At 44.2% G+C, this 18831-nt stretch carries 10 protein-coding genes; 1 reads left to right on the top strand and 9 read right to left on the bottom strand.

The features are described from left to right. Positions 1 to 241 precede the first annotated feature (241 nt). Complete coding sequence (locus DDZ16_RS05000) at positions 242 to 2575, top strand: T9SS type A sorting domain-containing protein (RefSeq protein WP_109263342.1); 2334 nt, start codon at positions 242 to 244, stop codon at positions 2573 to 2575. A gap of 175 nt (positions 2576 to 2750) precedes the next feature. Here DDZ16_RS05000 and DDZ16_RS04995 read toward each other — a convergent pair whose 3' ends face one another. From DDZ16_RS04995 to DDZ16_RS04955, 9 genes are all read right to left on the bottom strand, one after another. Continuing rightward, complete coding sequence (locus DDZ16_RS04995) at positions 2751 to 3041, bottom strand: GNAT family N-acetyltransferase (RefSeq protein ID WP_109263341.1); 291 nt, start codon at positions 3039 to 3041, stop codon at positions 2751 to 2753. 353 nt (positions 3042 to 3394) lie between these two features. Next, on the bottom strand, positions 3395 to 4789 hold the full coding sequence (locus DDZ16_RS04990; protein WP_109263340.1) for an aminopeptidase P family protein: 1395 nt from the start codon (positions 4787 to 4789) through the stop codon (positions 3395 to 3397). A gap of 14 nt (positions 4790 to 4803) precedes the next feature. Next, positions 4804 to 5823 carry a DUF2157 domain-containing protein gene (locus tag DDZ16_RS04985; protein WP_158275606.1) on the bottom strand — a complete coding sequence of 340 codons (1020 nt, stop codon included), beginning with the start codon at positions 5821 to 5823 and terminating at the stop codon, positions 4804 to 4806. A 198-nt stretch (positions 5824 to 6021) separates the two neighbouring features. Further along, the gene (locus tag DDZ16_RS04980; RefSeq protein WP_109263338.1) at positions 6022 to 7905 is read right to left on the bottom strand and encodes a sensor histidine kinase; all 1884 of its coding nucleotides are present in this window, start codon (positions 7903 to 7905) and stop codon (positions 6022 to 6024) included. A 59-nt stretch (positions 7906 to 7964) separates the two neighbouring features. Next, positions 7965 to 12206: a malto-oligosyltrehalose synthase gene (gene treY, locus DDZ16_RS04975; protein ID WP_109263337.1), complete on the bottom strand. Its 4242-nt coding sequence runs from the start codon at positions 12204 to 12206 to the stop codon at positions 7965 to 7967. A 243-nt stretch (positions 12207 to 12449) separates the two neighbouring features. Continuing rightward, a complete protein-coding gene (gene treZ, locus DDZ16_RS04970) occupies positions 12450 to 14273 on the bottom strand; it encodes a malto-oligosyltrehalose trehalohydrolase (protein ID WP_109263336.1) in 1824 nt (607 codons plus the stop codon). After that, a complete protein-coding gene (gene glgX, locus DDZ16_RS04965; RefSeq protein WP_109263577.1) occupies positions 14270 to 16402 on the bottom strand; it encodes a glycogen debranching protein GlgX in 2133 nt (710 codons plus the stop codon). The genes treZ and glgX overlap by 4 nt, the downstream gene beginning before the upstream one ends. Positions 16403 to 16785: 383 nt before the next feature. Beyond that, positions 16786 to 17772, bottom strand: a complete 987-nt coding sequence (locus DDZ16_RS04960) for a PorP/SprF family type IX secretion system membrane protein (protein WP_109263335.1) — start codon at positions 17770 to 17772, stop codon at positions 16786 to 16788. A 24-nt stretch (positions 17773 to 17796) separates the two neighbouring features. Continuing rightward, positions 17797 to 18753 carry an Ig-like domain-containing protein gene (locus DDZ16_RS04955; RefSeq protein ID WP_109263334.1) on the bottom strand — a complete coding sequence of 319 codons (957 nt, stop codon included), beginning with the start codon at positions 18751 to 18753 and terminating at the stop codon, positions 17797 to 17799. Positions 18754 to 18831: the final 78 nt, after the last annotated feature.

Here is an 18831-nt window from a genome sequence, read left to right as displayed (position 1 = left end):
TGTTACGCAGGTTCTTCAGAAAATTCATTTAAGATATTGGTGAGTAAATGATTCGCTTCACCAGTTCTCAACATAAAGTATCCATAACGATTAGCAATGATGACTCAAAATATTCAACAATTAGATGCTGATACGTATGAGGGTTATTATTCAGGGAAACTGGTAAAAGAATCTTTCTTTATTCATTTCATTGATGTTGAGCCGTAAAAAAATATAATGTTTCCTGTTAAATATTAAAACGATGAAAAAGTTTACACTAATTTACTTAATAGCATTGACTTGTTTAGGATTACAAGCCCAAACGCATGAGGATAGAATTAAAGTCTTTGAAAACTTTACAATAAAAGGTGCCGGAGGTGAAGAATTTCTGGAACTAGCCGCTTCATACGGCGCAAATACCATTCGCACCTGGTCATCAAGAACTGATGGAAGTACAAAGGCCCTCCTTGACAGTGCACATGCGCTTGGACTGAAAGTAGAGCTTGGCTTTTGGATGCCCTATCAGGGCGACAATGGCGGCTGGATCGTAGACTACAATGATCCTGATGATTATCAAAAATATGAGGATAAACTTCAGGAATTACTTGACTCGCTAGATTACCACCCTGCTATACTATGTTGGGAGCTTGGGAATGAAGTCAATGGAGGTGCTTCCAATATTGAGTACATGAAGGCAGCAAACAAACTGTCGAAGGTCATTCATGCGCACAATCCCAATCGCCTGACAAGTCTTGTGACTAATGCCAGTAAAGCGGAAACTATTCAGGATTTTGCTACCTACTGTACAGACCTGGATATTATTGGAAAAAATGGGTATGGTGCGAACTTGCCCAATTTAATTAGTAGGTTCGATACTCACTGGGGAAAACCATGGTATATCTCGGAATATAATACTAGGGGACAGTGGGACAATAGTTTGGATAAAACATCTTGGGGGGGTGACGCTATTGATATTCCCCCTTCGGTAAAAGTGCAGGATGTAGTAGCCATACATAACGGCTTCAATAATACTAATTCTACCTTATTTAAGGGGGCGACAGCATTCACATGGACTGTACACGAAAACCACAATTATGTATGGCATTCCCTTTTACTGTCAGACGATTTGCAAATTCAAAGTGCTGATCAAGGAATGGTTCCTTTGTTGACTCCCATGGCAGATGAAGTGGTCAAATACTGGAGAGGTTCCTATCCTGAAAATAGGGCACCTGTAATTAGTAACCTTAAATTAGCCTCCTCAAATGCCAAAGAGTTAATTATTGATACGGGTGAGGAATTTACAATGGAAGTAACTGCATCAGATCCAGATGCTGATGAAATCACCTATAAGTGGTGGATTTATTCTTATGAGCGTGGCACACAATCTTTTAATGGAAGTACGCGACGCAAGAGTCTTGCCAGCGGACCTTTCGAAACTGGATCAACCAATTCTATAAAACTAACAGCACCTAATAATTATACCGCTGAAGATTTTCACGTCTATTGTGTCGCCTTAGATGGGAATGGTAGTGCATCTGCTCACACTTTCCCGATAAAAGTAACCGGAACACCTGAACCACCTGCTGTTGACTCTGACAATCTGATTGTTGACGGAAATTTTGAAGCTGGTGATTTGGAAATTGGCTGGGCCGACAGGTGGAACGGAAAACTGGAAGAAGCGGATACCTATGAGGGCAATTTTGCCGGCAGGCTGTCAACAGAATCTTCCTTTATTCAATTCATTGATGTTGAGCCGGGGAGCCTCTTAAATTTGTCATTTGCTGCAAAATGGGTGGAAGAGATCACCACAGATTACGAGGGACTAAAAATGACTTTAAGAAATGGCCCAGACAATGAATTGTTATATAAATCAAAAACCACCAAGGCCACTGAGTGGACAGTAGTTGAAGATAAGTATAAGGTGCCCGATACAGTTACCCAGCTTAAAGTGGTCTTATATATTCCGAAAGATTTACCGGTATGTCTGGTCGATAATGTTGTCGTAGAAAGGTATAATCCTTCTATTTCGATTACAGACGATGGAGAAATCATCGCTGGTTCGGAAGATGGTGAAGTAATCATTGTAAGCTTAACTGACGATAGTTTTGTTGATAATCTGATCTCCGAAAACTGGACAGTAACAAACCTGCCCGAAGGAGTTAGTGTTGGTTCAATTAATCGTATTGATGATTCTACCGCTGAAATAGTACTTACGGGTAATGCTACATCAAACTACGGTAACATTTCGAACACCACAGTAACAATTGCAGCGGCAGACCTAACACTTTCCAACACAGATTTAACTGTTGATAACGGTGTGGTATTTGGCAATCTGGACACTGCAATTGATGATTGTATTTCCGACATGATAACTATTTATCCAAATCCGGCATCCGATGTATTTAATATCAAGACTACAAATGAGATTAATCGTATCAGTGTATTTAATGTGTTCGGCAAAAAGATTCTGGACTTACCGCATATTAACAGTAGTAAGGCAATTGTGAACATATCGGAATTAAAGAAGGGTTTCTACTTTGTTGAAATCAAGAATAGAATGGGAAACCGGATAATTACCCGATTGATTAAGGAATAAACTAAGTATAATATAATTTAGTATGAGAAAGAGGCTTTCCTGCCGGGGCATCACCCTCTCCTGCCGGGCAGGACCATAAAAAATATTGACAGGGGCAGGTGTTTTCTGCCAGGCGATGATGTCAAAAACAAAAGGGAGTGATTTTCTTAAATCCCTTTTGGGACTGCGATACAATTCATCCCTGTTCAAACAGCACATCCTTCATCTCAGGGTGCCTGTCCATGTATTTTACAATAAAGGGGCACTCAGGAATTACCCGGATATGATTATTCCGGCAATACTGCACCGTTTGTTTTACCAGCGATGAACCAACGCCCTGGCCTTTCAGGTCGCCTGGTACCTGGGTTGAAGTCAGGCGCCATACCGATGGTTCGTAAGCTTCGTAGTAGAGTTTCGCGGTATGATGGTCTACCTGTAGTTCGAACCGCTTTTTGTCTTTGTTGATTGAGATTTCCGGTAGTTCCATGATGATAAGTTTTTTCGTTTAGGGAACGCAGATAGGAAAGATTTTCGTAAATATTATCCGATTTAATCTCTCACATCTGTATTCTCCGCGTTCTATTTTGGTGTTCAATTTAAAATCATGTGCTGGAAATAGCCCCATTTCCATTCCACGTGAATGCTGCCCGGCTATGCCGCTTTGTCTGCAAAGAATCTACGCCGGGCCGGGCCTGTCCCAAAAGTCCGGATTTGATGACATTCTGAGCTTGTCCAAGAATCTGTTCGTTGAATAAACAGATGTTTCGACTTCGCTCAACATGACAGACTTTGGGGGTGTTCCAGCCCTTTTAATATTGACCTCCTGTCGGGGCTTAGGTCCTAAAGCTCCTTGCCGGCTATTTTTTCCACTTCATCAACAGTGATAGGAATGCGCTCGCCCATGATGCGGGACCCGTTTTCGGTCACAAGGATGTCATCTTCCAGCCGGATACCGCCAAAGCCTTTGAAGGCTTCCAGCTTGTCGTAATTGATAAAGTTGGTGAATTTCTTTTCGGCTTTCCAGTTATCAATGAGTGCAGGAATAAAATAGATGCCCGGTTCGTTGGTGATGGTGAAGCCTGCCTGAAGCCTGCGTCCGAGCCTTAAGGCTGCCAGTCCAAACAGGGATGAGCGCTGAATCTCCTCATCATATCCCACAAGCGTATCATCGTAATCCTCCATGTCGTGCACGTCGAGACCTATCATGTGTCCAAGGCCGTGCGGCATAAAAAGGGCGTGAGCTCCCTGATTAACGGCTTCATCCACGTCCCCTTTCATTAATCCCAGGTCTTTGAGACCGGAGGCAATTACGCGGCAGGCCAGAAGGTGAACATCCCGATAGGGGACTCCCGGTTTGGTGGCTTCACGCGCCAGGTCATTGGCATTCAGTACAATTTGGTAGACTGATTTCTGAATATCCGAGAATTTACCGGAAACGGGGGTAGTACGGGTGTGGTCGGTGGCATAATGCATCGGAGACTCGCTACCCGCATCGACCAGGAGCAGGTCACCATCTTTTAATGTATTGCCATGGTAGTGGTTGTGGAGTGTTTCGCCCCTTACCGAGCAGATGACCGGAAAGGATACCATTCCGCCTCCCGATATGGAGATGCCTTCAATGGCTCCTGTGACTTCCTGCTCTGTAATGCCCGGACGTGCCAGTTTCATGGCAGTGGTGTGCATATTGCAGGCAGTGGCCATATGACGTTCCATTTCTTCAATTTCGCAGGCTTCTTTTACGCTGCGTAAATCAATGCAGGCTTTGGTCAGCTCAAGTGATGAGCGATTGCTTACCTCGCCATGTGGAATGTTTAACAAATCGGCCAGGAGCATAATATTCTCGCCTCTGTAGGGTGGAGTGAAGTGGATGGTTCGGTTTTGTTTCAATGCTTCTGCAATGGTTTGCTGAAGCGCTGAAAACGGCTTTGTTTCTGTGATTCCCACTCTTGCTGCTTGCTCTTTCAGAGAAGATTGCGGTCCCATCCAGATGATGTCGTCAATAGTATAATCATCTCCGAAGAGGATTTCTTTATCATTGTCAAGATCGATGACACCTGCAAGGCCTTGCAAGTCAATGCCGAAAAAATACAGAAATGTACTGTCCTGCCTGAAATGGTATACGTTCGAAGGGTAATTCATGGGCGAATCGTTGTTCCCCAATATGAGAATCAGTCCGCTCTTTACATTTTTTTTGAGACGGACTCTGCGATGTACGTAAGTTTCTTTTGAAAACATGGTGTTATTTTTTATTAGCGTTTAATCATTTCAGCTCTTCGTCCCAACAACCAGAAAGATAGCCCCATAATGGCAAAAAACAATGCCGGGTGCAGGGGGTCCCACAAAAACAGGAAAAACTGGGTGTAGGCATCAGCAATTAATGCCAGTCCGCCCATCCACATCCATTCTTTGTTGTCACGCTGCTTTCCCAAATACCAGAGTGTACCTGCTGCTGCAGCCATAAAAAGTCCCCAGGGAAGCAGGGATAAGGAAGTAGCTTCGTTCCAGGTGTTCAGATTAAGGTGATTGCCAAAGAGGGCCAGCCCCCATAGAGATAACCACAAAAACAACCATCCGGTTCGTTCGGAGAGCATCGCAAAATGAATGAGCTTGCCCGTTTTTTTAAGTAAAAGTCCTGTTCCCAAAGGAATGAGGGAGAAGAAAAGGTAGCGCAATGCAAGGTTCATTCCCATCCAGGAACCACTCCATTCACTGGGGCGCCCACTTTCAATCCCCAGCCACAGCAAAATGCCAAACCAACCAATCCCTGCCATTAGCAAAGAATTGAAAAATTTGGCCACCGGAAAACAATGAATGGCAAAGACCAAAACCAGCAGCGTTTCAACAAACCCCTCCAATCCAAACATCCTTCCAAAGTAATTGAGCCCGCCACCAAATGAGATGCCGCCCAGAAGCAGCAGCGTTTCAAGCGAGAGTTTGAATCGTCCTGGTTTGGATTGTATACGCCAGGCGGCGAAATAGAAAAATCCGGAAAGCACCATCAGCAATAAAAAGATGGCCAAATCGGAGATTTCAAACAAGCGCTCGAACATCTCCAGAATCCAATCGTCAGCCACGAGAGTAAGAAAGGCGACCACTATGCTGAGAATGGCCAGTCCCATCAGGTATTCAGCAACTTTTTTCCAGTTGATGGTTTTTAATTCAATGCTCTCCTTCAGTGTGGATCTTTGGCCTTCGTGAAGAAGGCCCTGATCCTCCCACCAATCAATGAGTTTTGAGGTTGTTTCCTTTTGTTTACGGTTCAGCTTCATTGCACAGTAATTGAATAAATCAATAGTTGACTGGTACATTCCGTCTTATCAAATGCAAGGAATTTAAGGCCTTCTTGATAAGGATGCGAAGATGAGTGGGATGGCTGACACTAGACGACTAACGATAACTACCCACTATAAACCATTCACTATAACTGTCCACTATTGAAATGTTGAACCTTAAAAGTAAGGAAATTATCAGGAACGTGGTAAGGAAAAGAAGAAACTTGTGCCTTGATCTTCTTCCGACTCAAGCCAGATTTCTCCCTCCAGGGCGTTTATCAACCCAAGGCAAATGGCAAGTCCCAGACCAACACCATCATGATGCAGCATCCTGGGATCATCGGACCGGTAGAAACGGTCGAAGACTTTTCCCTGCTGTTTTTTTGAGATCCCCGGTCCGGTATCTTTTACGTAAAACAAAATGCTCTCATCAACGGGTTTGAAGCCAATGTTGACAACTCCCTCATCGGTGTATTTAATGGCATTGTTGATAAGGTTATTGAATATCTGATCCAGCCTGGTACTATCGGTGTTGATTACCAGCTGCTCTTTGGGAGAATTATCTATCATCAGTTTTAAGCCTTTGGCCTCTGCCAGTGGCTCAAAAAAGGAATGAAGGTTCTTAAGAAAGTCATAGGCCGGTATGATTGACCGGTTTATGGTTATGTCGCCGGTTTCAATTCGCGAGAGTTCCAGGACATTGTTGAGGATGCCAAGGAGTTTGTGGCCTCCGCTTTCAATTATGTTAATGTACTCTTTGCGCTCTGCCGGTTCTATATCAGGATTTTTGATGAGCTCGGAGAACCCCAGAATGGCATTGAGAGGCGTTCGGATTTCGTGAGAAACATTCTGAAGAAAAGCTGTTTTTAAGCGGTCATTTTCTTTGAGTTTTTTCTCCAGCTCTTTATACCCTGTTACATCATTAATAAAGCCTTCTATAATGATGGTTTCGCTGTCCGGAAACAAGAAGGATTCCCCCTTTTCCCATACCCATTTTTCCTTTTTTTCTTTGGTGGTAATACGATATTCAATTTCATAAGGTGCTTGTTCTGCAATGGCTTTCTGCACGCTGTCCCACACATTTGTTCTGTCATCGGGGTGAATCAAATCTCCGAATGATATGCATTTTCCCGAAGCGAGTTCTTCAGGTGTGTAACCGGTAAGATTGAGGCATCCCTGGCTGACATAATCCATGTCCCAGTTAAGATTGTTATTACATCGAAAGGCCATTCCCGGAAGGTTGTTCAGAAAAGAGGTCAGAAATTTATGATCGTTTTCAAGTTGTTGTTGGTAGAAACGTTCTTTTGAGGCGTCGCGAAATACCAGCACAGCACCAATGATCTCTCCTCCGTCGGAGAAGATCGGAGCCCCGCTGTCTGCAATGGGAATTTCTCTGTGATCTTTTGAGATGAGCAGGGTGTGGTTGGCCAGACCAATGATCCGTCCCTGCTTCAGAACTTTTTCAACAGGGTTGGGAACCGGTTTTCTGGTTTTTTCATTGATGATCCGGAAAACCTGCTCAATTGGCCTGCTATGGGCTTCCGCTTCAGTCCATCCGGTCAGGTTTTCGGCCACTTTGTTGAGTTGGCGTATTTTATGATCCCTGGAGCAGGTGATAACTGCATCTCCGATGCTGTAAAGTGTGGTTCTGAAAAGTTCCTCGCTTTCACCGAGAGCTTCTTCAAACTGCTTTCTTTTCGAAATGTTTTTTGCAAAAGAGAAGGATATCTGTTGGCCCTGGTACTCCAGATATGTAACCGTTACTTCCACAGGCATTAAACTGCCATCCTTTCTCCTGTGGGACGTTTCAATGGTGCCGGTTCCCTTTTCCCTGACTCTCTTTCGGTGTAGTCTCCATTTTTGCTTGCCAGGATCAGAAAAGTTGGGATCTAAATCAAATATGCTCATGTTGAGTAACTCCGCTTCACTGTAACCAAGGTCAAGGCATGCCTGCCTGTTGACGCTAAGTATTTGTCCACTCTCATCGGAAATACGATAAATGCCAACTCCTGCATGGTCTATGCAGAAGCGGTCTAGCTCTGACTGAGTATTAATATCTCTTTCACCGGAGTTATTCATAAATAGGACGATTGTTTAGGCCACAGTTGTTTAACGGATATACTTAACAAAAGTTTCTTTTATCGTGAAAAAAGTCCCAATAGCTCACGGGTTTCCCCGGCTATTTGTTTCAGTTCGTCCATTGTTTTTAATCTCCATGTCCAGTTCCCTTTGGCAATGGATGGTTTGTTCATTTGTGCTTCAGGGCCTTTTCCTATCAAGTCCTGCAGGGGGATAACTACCAGTCTGGCCTGTGATGCCCATGCCAGACGTGTAAGGATACGGTGGACATTTTTGCTCTTAACCTTGTTTCCGGTATATAGTTTCAAGCGGTTTTTGGCGGCTTTATCCAGTTCGAAGCGGAACCATCCCTGGGCTGTATTGTTATCGTGGGTACCTGTATAAGCTACGCTGTTAAAGTTGTAATTATGAGGAATGTGAACCGAATCGGGCAGGTTATCGCCAAATGCAAACTGCAATACATTCATGCCGGGAAGCTGAAACATATCCCTTAATTTATATACCTCATCATCAATTTCTCCAAGATCTTCGGCAATGAATGGCATGGCAGGGAACTTCTTCTTAAGCGTCTTGAAAAACGACTTTCCCGGAGCTTTTACCCAGATCCCGTTTTCGGCTGTTTCTTCATTGGCGGGTACTTCCCAATATGCCTCAAACCCGCGGAAGTGATCAAGCCGCACCAGGTCAAATAGTTCAAGGTTTTTCGCTATTCGGTTAATCCACCATTTAAAATTCTCTTTTTCCAGATTTTTCCAGTTGAATACCGGCATGTTCCATAGCTGTCCGGTTTCGCTGAAATAATCGGGAGGAACCCCGGCAACGGCGTTCATACTTTTGTCAGCATTGAGCTTAAACAAGTGAGGGTGGCTCCAGACATCGGCGTTGTCGTAGCTTACGTAAATCGGGATGTCTCCGATGATACGAATGCCATGGTGATTGGCATACCTTTTTAACTCATTCCATTGCTGCCGGAAGAGATATTGCCGGTATTTTTCCAATTCTATTTTTCGCTGATTTTCATGGATGGCAATTTTAAGAGTTGCGGGTTTTCTGTTGCGGTAATCGGCTGGCCATTCATTCCATGGTTTATCATCAAATTGCCGTTTAAAAAGCAGGAATAAAGCATAATCATCCAGCCAGTAAGACTCTTTTTGGCAAAAATCAAAGAAGTCCTGCTTGGCAGGGGCGCTGCAATGGGTAGTGAAATTCTCGTAAGCAGAGCGGGTCAGTTCCTTCCGCATAGTCAAGGCTTTTGCAAAATCAGCCTTGTCAGAAAATGCCGATTCATAATCCTTCAATTCTTTTTTGCTGATGAGCGATTCTTCTGCCAGTTTGCGCGGACTTATCATCAGAATGTTGCCTGCAAAGGCTGAAGGGGCGCTGTAAGGCGACCATTCGCCCGAAGCGGTAGTTTGAGTAAAGGGCAGTACCTGCCATGAGGAATGGCCCGACTCCTTCAGGAAATCCACAAAACGATAGGCATTGGGCCCAAAATCGCCGGTAGCAAACTTGCCCGGGAGAGAGGTTACATGCATTAAAACACCGGCTGTACGCGCTTTTCGTCCGGTATCGGCATGAAATATACCTACAGGGCCTGCATCAAAAACTTCAGAAACTGCAATTTCGGTACCTGTGGAATAAGGCCTGCCGGTAAAAACATTGACCCAGTCAGTTGGTGCATTTTCGGGCAGAATTACTCTGGTGTTTTTCCAGTCGATTTCGAAAGGTAAAACGGGCTTTCCGTGTTCCTCAAATGAGGAGAGATAAAGCGGGATGATGGTGACATGCCACACATCGTTGTAATGACGTGCAAAGGCCAGGATGTTCTTTTTGTGAATCCCTTTTGTTTTGAGGGGAATGTATTCCCCCGATGCAAAAATGGACGGGTTTTCTTTTCTGTATCTTAACAAACGGTGCGTTAGCCAGAGTTTTATGTGCCCGTTTTCCGGATTCTTGATGAGTGAGGGGAACAATTTGGCCGGACGAAGGGTGTAATGCTCTTTCAGGTTTTTCAGGGTTCTGTGCAATGACTCAAAGTCTACAGGGCGGCGGTTATCCGGATCAACCAGGGTGAAATCCCAAACTTCATTGCCTCTGTAAATATCGGGGATACCGGGACAGGTACATTTAAGGGTGAGTTGTGAAAGACTGTTGAAAATGCCGTAGTGGCTTACTTTACGCTGAAAATCGAGGAAATCTTTGGCGAAAATGTGAGATGGTTGCAAAATGTTACGGATAAAGCTTTTAACGGCCTCTTCCCATGCGGGGACTGCCTGGCTCCAGGAGCTGTTTTCCTTGGCTTCTTTTAAAGCTTTTTCCAGATATTCCTCCAAACGTTTTATAAGGCTTTCATCGATGACCCCTTCAACAGGTGTAATCCCTGTCAGTGTTTGATAAATAAGATACTCTTCACTTGCAGAGGGAGCCGGGTTACCGCTTATCTGTTTCTTAAAGGGTTTGTTCATTTCAATCCAGCGCGAAACAGCTTCTTCCCATTCTTCCGGGATTTCGGTCAGAATATTGAGCCGGGCCCTTACATCTTCACCTCTTTTTGTATCGTGCGTGGAGGTGGTATTCAGTGTTAAAGGAGACTGCTCCTGGCGTTTTGCCATGTGGTCATGAAATTCATCTGCCTTCATGCCTTCTGAAGCAATGGCATCTCCCACTTCGTTGTGACCGATGAAGCAATTGTAACGGTACATAGCGGTGTCTTCAATTCCCTTGGCCATAAGGGGACCTGCCAGCTGCATCATGCGGCTGAAAAAATGTAAAATCCTGTGGTCGCGGTCTCCTCTGCTGCGCTTTTCCGAAAAAAACAGTTCTTCAAAGGTCGTAAGCACCGGTTCAATGTCCTTGTTTCGCTGCAACGCATCCACAAATACCTTTTTCAAAATTCTCAAATCGTCCTCTTCCAGTGGCAGCGACTCCGGGTAGAGCCTGTAAACCGGCATGGCCAGAAGAATTTCGCCTATCGTTTCTTTAATCTGATCACGGTTGTATTTCTGGGCCGATTCCCCCTCCAACAAACGCAACTGATGAAACAGTGTGATGAGGTTTTCCCATTCCCCGTGCATGCGTTCGGTTAAGATTAATTTTTTGGTTTGGTAGACAACCTCTTCGGCAGGAAGCTCGTGACGTGTGATCTTGTAATAGAGAGCCTGTAAGTCAGACATCCCGGATCGCCGGGTAAACAGGTTGTTAACCTGACCCAGAAAATCATAACCGGTGGTGCCCTGAACAGGCCATGAAGAGGGCATTTTTTCTCCCTTCTCAAGGATTTTTTCCACGGAGAGATGCCTTTTTGGACCGACAAGCTTTCTTAACCGTGATAAGTATTCCCCGGGATATCTGAGGCCGTCAACATGGTCTATTCTTAATCCGTCAAACAGGTGATTGTTAAGCCATCTGCGAAGTTCACGATGGTAAAGGTCGAAAACCTCTTCGTCTTCCATGCGAAGACAAATCAGGTCGTTGACGGTAAAAAAACGCCGGTAATTGATTCGTTGTTCTGTCTCTTTCCAGTATACAGGGGCATAATGCTGACTTTCAACAAGGGCTTTTACAGAATCGTTGTTTTGGGATATTTCTTTGGCCAGGCTTAGACAATAATCTTCCACCTTTTTTTGAGTGTGGCACAGGTGAAAAAGCTCTTCTTTGAAACGCTCCCATTCTCCATTCAGAAACAGATAGTCCGGCGATTTTTCATCCAACTGATGCTGGTCGAGTAATAAATTAAGAGAAGAAGGCAGAGACTGGCTTGATTGTTCCAGCATCCAAAGAAACGATTCGAAACGAAGCGGCCACAGATGGTCGAAGTATTTGAGAAAGAAGGCACCTTGTTGGAATGCTAATGTGATGTCCCCGTTTTCCAGTACCTTTTCCGGAACATCGCCCAGGAAGGGAAGCATAAGTTTGCTTCGGAACTGAGGATGCTGCCGGTTGATGTCAAAAACGGCGGCATATTCTGAATCTTTGCCCTTTTCAAGGACATCCATAAGCCATGGATTATGACTGTTGAAGGCCATATGGTTGGGAACAAGGTCCTGAATCCATCCAATTCTCCGGTTTTTAAGACTCTTGGTGAGTTTTTTGAGCTCATCTTCCGTTCCGATTTCAGGATTTATCATATGAGGATTGGTGACGTCGTACCCATGATTGCTTCCCGGAGACGCTGCAAAAACAGGGCTGGCGTAGATGGTGCCTGCACCCAGAGTGTGAAAGTAATCCAGCTGTTGCCGGGCATCGGCAAAGCTAAAATCTTTATTGAATTGAAGTCGGTATGTTGATACAGGGTTGTACATATTTAATAGTCTGTTATCCCGATGGTTCGGGATTGTAATGAGCTTTTAATCAATTGTTTGTATCTTGACAGTTTTCTGGAAAAACGCTCGGATTATCAATTGGTTATGATTTGTCTTAAATCTAATATCTATCCCGAAGCATCGGGACTAACGATCTATTGACATATTAGAATCGGCCTTTTTTATTGACTAATTTTTCAATATAACAAATTCAGGGCGTTTTGATCACTGCGGGGTTGTGATTTATTTTGTTTTCAGGAAAATAAAACATTCTCCGGGGAGTTCCAGAATATTTCCTTTTTTGAGGTCATGCACATGATTTACGGGACCTGACCATTCATCTGTTGCAGAACAGAGCATGGGCTCCACAGCTTCGAGGTCAAGATGTATCTTTTCCGGTCCAAAATTCATCAACATAAAAAAGACATCTTGTTTGTGCCGGATGGCTACCCTCAGTATCTTTTCGTTTAAGGCTTCTGCTTCGAAATATTCCCGGGGATTTTCTGCCCAAAACGGCTGCTCTTTCCGGAACCGGATAAGGGTTTTGTACCATTTAAAAAGTGCTTGCTGTGTTGAATCCCATTTTTCACGAAGGGTTAAAACAGATTTTTTAAAGGTTTCTGCAGCCTGAGGGTCCGGAGGATTCAGGTTCCCCATAAAGTCTTTGAACTCATTTTTCCTTCCTTTGCGCACATTTTTGATGAGGTCTTTGTCGGAATGACTTGTAAAGTATAGAAACGGGCTTTTTTCACCAAATTCTTCACCCATAAACAGGAAAGGGGTGAAGGGCGATAACAAATAAGTTGCTGCTACCACCTTTTGCAGCTCGAAGCTGATGTTTGTTCCCAGGCGGTCACCCATCATGCGGTTTCCCACCTGATCGTGATTTTGGGCAAAGACAACAAACTTATGTCCAAACTGGCCATCGGTACTACTCCCAAAAGTCTTTTTACGGTGGGGAGAGTATATACCATCGTAAACAAAGCCATGGTTGAGGGATTTAACCAGGGGACCGATTCCCCCAAAATCGGAATAATAACCCCTTTCTTCTCCGGTGACCATTACATGCAGCGAATGGTGAAATTCATCACACCACTGTGCATCCATATTGTATCCACCTTTGTCGGGAGTGTTAATATAGCGCACATCATTCAGGTCACACTCTGCCATCAGAAAATGCTTTTTACCCCTTTCTGCATTGAATTCGTTGGTAGCTTCCTTTAATTGAGCAAGAAAATGGCGGGCACCAAAATCTTTGATGGCATGTGCGGCATCTAGCCGCAATCCGTCAATGTGGAAGTCACCAAACCACATTAATGCATTCTCAATAAAAAAATGCCGAACGGCATCAGACCATTCGTCGTCAAAATTGACTGCCCGGCCCCATGGTGTCTGATATTTGTTGGTGAAATAGGGCCCAAACTGACTTAGATAATTCCCTTCAGGGCCCAAGTGGTTGTATACCACATCAAGAATAACTGCCAGCCCCTGTTGGTGGCATTGGTCAACAAGTTTCTGGAGCTCCCCGGCACCTCCGTAAGAGTCCTGCACTGCATAAGGATAAACGCCATCGTATCCCCAGTTACGATTCCCGGGAAACTGAGTTGCCGGCATCAGCTCAATAGTGTTTATGCCCAGCTCCCTGAGGTAGGGTAGCTGGTCGATGATGCCATGAAAAGTACCCTCTTTTGAAAAAGTGCCGGTGTGTAACTCATAAATGATGGGTTTTTGGATGTCAAGCCCATTCCAGTCATCGTCATTCCAGGAGTAAGAAGCCAAATCAGTAACCATAGAGGGACCGTGTACTCCCCGGGGCTGAGAAAGAGAGGCGGGGTCGGGAAATGTTTTGTCGTCATTGAGGCAAACTTCATAAGTGTCTCCCTCAACCAACGGAAGATCGTTAGCTTCCCAGTAGCCATAAGCCGACTGATTTAAATAATGCTTCTCATTGAACCGGCTTACAATTGAAACAGTCTGTGCACCCGGAGCCCACACCAGGGCATTGCAACTTTTCTTTTCCGGGTTTAATATAAGCCCGGGTCTTTGGTGAAAATGTTTTGGATTCATGTCTTTACCTCCTTGAAAAGTACAACCGATCTGCCTTTTACCTCCGTTTCTTCCCCCGGATTTTTTATTTCTCCCTGACCCTCGTCATTAAAAGTAGCATCAGAACTGTCCATTACTTTCTGCCATTTTTTGCCCCACTTGGGATCCGGAAGTTTAAAAGGCAACGGTTCGTGGTATGAGTTAAACATGATGTAAAAGCTGTCATCCACAATGAGATCCCCAGTCTCGGAAACGGTGCGGATTCCCTGTCCATAAAGAAAAATACCCAGCGATTTGGCAAAGGATGAACTCCAGTGTTCATCGCTCATTTCTTCACCTTCCATTGTGAACCACTCAATATCGGTAACCCCTTTGCCTTTGATGGGTTGGTACTTGAACCATTTTTTGCGGCAAAATACGGGATGGTTTTTGCGGAAGTGAATCAGCTTTGAAGTGAATTCCAAAAGCTCATTGTCTTTATTCTCCCAGTCAATCCAGGAAATTTCATTGTCCTGGCAATAAGCGTTGTTGTTGCCTTGCTGGGTGCGCCCCAGCTCATCGCCTGCCACCAGCATGGGAACCCCCTGGGAAAGGAACAGGGTTGAGAGGAAATTCCGGATTTGCCGTTTTCTTATTTGGTTGATGTTCTCGTCATCTGTGGGGCCTTCCACTCCGTAATTGTAGGAACGGTTGTGGTCCTCACCATCGTTATTGTCTTCTCCGTTTGCTTTGTTGTGTTTATTGTTGTAAGAGACCAGATCACGGAGGGTGAAACCATCGTGGGCAGTAATGAAATTAATGCTTGCAGAAGGTGTTCGCCAGTTGTCGAAATACAAATCGGAGCTTCCGGTAAGGCGATTGGCAAATTCGGGCAACATTTCATCTTCTCCTTTCCAGAAATCGCGCATGCAATCACGGTATTTGGCATTCCATTCCATCCATCCGGCGGGGAAGTTTCCAACCTGGTATCCGTTTTCTCCCAGATCCCAGGGCTCCGCAATTAGTTTGACCTGCGAAAGCACCGGGTCCTGATGAAGCACATCGAAGAAAGAGCCCCATTTGTCTACGTCGTCAAATTCTCGCGCCAATACAGGGGCCAGATCAAACCTGAACCCGTCCACATGCATTTCTGTAACCCAGTAACGCAGGCTGTCCATGATCAGACGCAGGATGGTAGGGTTAACGGTATTGAGAGTGTTGCCGGTACCTGTGTAATCGACATAAAATCTTGGGTCTTCCTCTGAAAGACGGTAGTAGGAGGTGTTGTCAATTCCCCTAAAACTTAGGGTTGGGCCCATTTCATTTCCTTCGGCAGTGTGGTTGTAGACAACGTCCAGAATTACCTCAAAACCTTCCTTGTGCAGATCTTTAACCATCTGTTTGAATTCCCACACCTGTTCGCCACTCGAGCCTGAAGAGGAGTAGCGCACATCGGGGGCAAAGAAGCCCAGGGTGTTGTAGCCCCAGTAATTGGTCAGTCCCATTTCTACCAAACGGTGATCAGCTACGAACTGATGGACAGGCATCAGCTCGATGGTGTTAACTCCAAGTTTTTTAAGGTATTCAATGCTTTTGGGATGGGAGAGCGCTGCATATGTGCCTCTTATTTTTTCAGGTATTTCGGGGGCAAGTTTTGTAAACCCTTTGACATGTGTTTCATAAATGATTGTCTCGTGGTGCGGAATATCGGGACTTTTATCATCTTCCCAATTGAAAGCGTCATTGATGATCACGCCTTTTGGCACAAAAGGGGCATTGTCGGTTTCATTAAAAGACAAATCCAATTCTTCATTTTCGGGTTGATAGCCATAGGATGCTTCGTTCCATTCAATGGTTCCTTCAATGGCTTTGGCGTAGGGATCAAGAAGTAGTTTGTTTGGATTGAAACGGATGCCATTTTCAGGCTCATAGGGACCGTGAATTCTGTAACCATAGCGCTGTCCGGGCTTTACTCCGGGAAGGTAGGCGTGCCAGTTGTTGTGCGTTCGTTCTTTAACTTTAATTCGGGTTTCATTTCCGGCGGCATCAAAAAGGCACAATTCAACGCCATGAGCGTTGTCGGCAAAAAGGGCGAAATTGACACCTTTACCGTCGTAAGTGGCACCCAGAGGATAAGGCCGGCCGGGCCAAGTTTTTACAGGTTCAGACATATAAGTTGTTTTTTGTATAAACAGCATAAAAACCGGATGGTTTGGCATTTTGCTGAAAACAATTGTTTATTGTTTTAATCTGTTTGGATTATGAACTTAACAGATTCGGATTTGGTATTTAAGCTGCAGTATTTCATTCTTTACAATCCTGTAAGATCTTTCAATAGGCCGTTAGATTTTTAGATACCTGCCTGACGGCAGTCAGGTAAGACTTAAGATGAATCGTATGACATTGAAGATCTGTATTTTTACACAAAACATCTTTTGGCTTTTAATAATTGATTAAAAGCTTTTGTAAAATTTTATCAGAGTATTAATCTTTAAATTTCAAGATCTTTTGAGAATACCATATTACATCAAAATTTAACCAATATCAATGAGAATTAGAAATATCTGATGGAATTCATTTGCTCTTCAGTGTCTTCTTTCTTCTTACGGTGCAGGAAGCGGCGGTCACGATTGGGTTTGATGTACCGGGTGAAGTCGAAAGTAAGTGTCAGTTCATGACTGCCGCGCTGAACGATTGGATTTGGATGGGTAGGAAATTCAAATGAATAGAGAATTCCAATTTCGTTGTTGATTTGTAGCCCAAGCAGGAGTCCGGCAGCGAGATTGAGCCTGTGGGTCAGACCGCCTTTGAGACCCTCTGAATGACGAATCATAATGCTAATATCGGTTGATGAGATGCCGGATTGCACCATTCTGTGAATACCGGAAAATTTGAGGTTAAGCTCTCTTGTTATGTTGAAATTCGCCCCTCCGGTAAGGTTGATTTGTTGATCAGTTTGGAACTGACTTGCAGATCCGGAGGACCATGGCATCTCCGAAAATGAGTAATGCGGCATGGAAGCCGAGAAGTACCACCTTGGCGTAAAATAGACCATGCCCAGCCCCAAAGATGGACGGAATTCGTTTTCAATGCTGTTGGCAAACTCGGGATCATTGTAGTCAATCACTTCCAGGTTTTGCAAGTCCAGATTAAAATGATCAACTCCGGCTCTCAATCCAACAGAGAGAAAGGATCTCCTGGAAATCCGTAATAAGTAGGCATAGTCGAATGAAAGGGAGTTATACATTAAAGGTCCGGCACTATTGGAGAACAGCTCTGCTCCCAGAGAAACTTTAGACTGATTAAGAGGTGCATGTATGCCGGCGTAATAGGTGGAAGGGGCTCCCTCTATGCCGATCCATTGGCGGCGTGTAAATAAATCTACTGCAACAGAATTTCGGTTTCCGGCAAAGGCAGGATTCAGAAGAATGGGGTTGGTCATATACTGGGTATATGCAGGGGACTGTTGGGCTTGGACTGTAAGTGACAGTCCGCTCATGAAAAAGAAAACGATTATTGTATAGACTTTTTTTCGGCCCATTCTTTTTTCCGGTATTGTCTGGTTTTAATGGCTGATGAATAAATTGCCTTTAAACTGTTGTTCGCTTCCACCTGGTTTTAAAATATAGAAATATACACCTTTGGGCACTATCTGTCCTTTAATGGGGCCTGTATTTGCTATCCCGTCCCAGTTATTCCGGTAATCGGAAGATTCAAATACAAGGATGCCATTACGGTTAAATACTGTAAGCGACATATTGGTATAGTAATCAAAGTCCGGAATCCTGAATACATCGTTGAAGCCATCTTTGTTGGGTGAAAACCCCTCAGGTATTAAAATGTCTGATGACGCATCGTGATGGCGGTTGATAAACAAGGTGGCTTCTCCACAATCACCTTCATTATCGCAAACCCGGTAGGTTAATGAATCTTTCCCAAGAAAATAACTCGTGAAATGGATTTTTATTTCCTGATTATTGGTGATCTCTGAAAACCCGAAATTAAGGTCCCGGGCAATGGTAAGTTTAAGCGGCAAGTCATATAAGTCTGCATCGTTTACCAAAACCTTAAAAACCGAACTGCTGTCGCTGAAATAGGTGACGGTGTCATTTAGGGGGCCTGGCATGAAATCAAAGTCTTCGACTGTTACCGAAACGGTAGCTTCATCACAGTTTCCGTTGGTATTGCAAACTTTATAGGTGAAATTATCCTTCCCCTTAAAATAGAGGTTTGGGGTATAAATAATACTGTAATCATTCAGTATTTTAGCGGTTCCATGGGCGGGATTACCGGGAAGAGCTAAGCTGCTGATGCCTTTGCTCAGCCCATAATCGTTATTGGTTACAGATATAATCCATGAGCCGTTTTCATACATGGATATGTAATCGTGGTTGGCAGTTACCTCCGAAGATGAGGTTGTTGCCTTCTCTGCGGAATGAAGGGATGCACTGTTTAGCCCTCCACTTGCTGTGAAGAGCATTAAGAGTCCGATTAAGGTGATTTTTTGAAGAAAATTCTTCATTTGAATATATCTGATTCCGGGATCAAAGCTTTTTTAAAAATAGTGTTTTCCTACTTTGTAAACTATTGTAAATACAAA

Source organism: Marinilabilia rubra (assembly GCF_003121985.1).
Taxonomy (GTDB): Bacteria; Bacteroidota; Bacteroidia; order Bacteroidales; family Marinilabiliaceae; genus Marinilabilia; species Marinilabilia rubra.
This window is presented reverse-complemented; position numbering and strand designations above follow the sequence as displayed.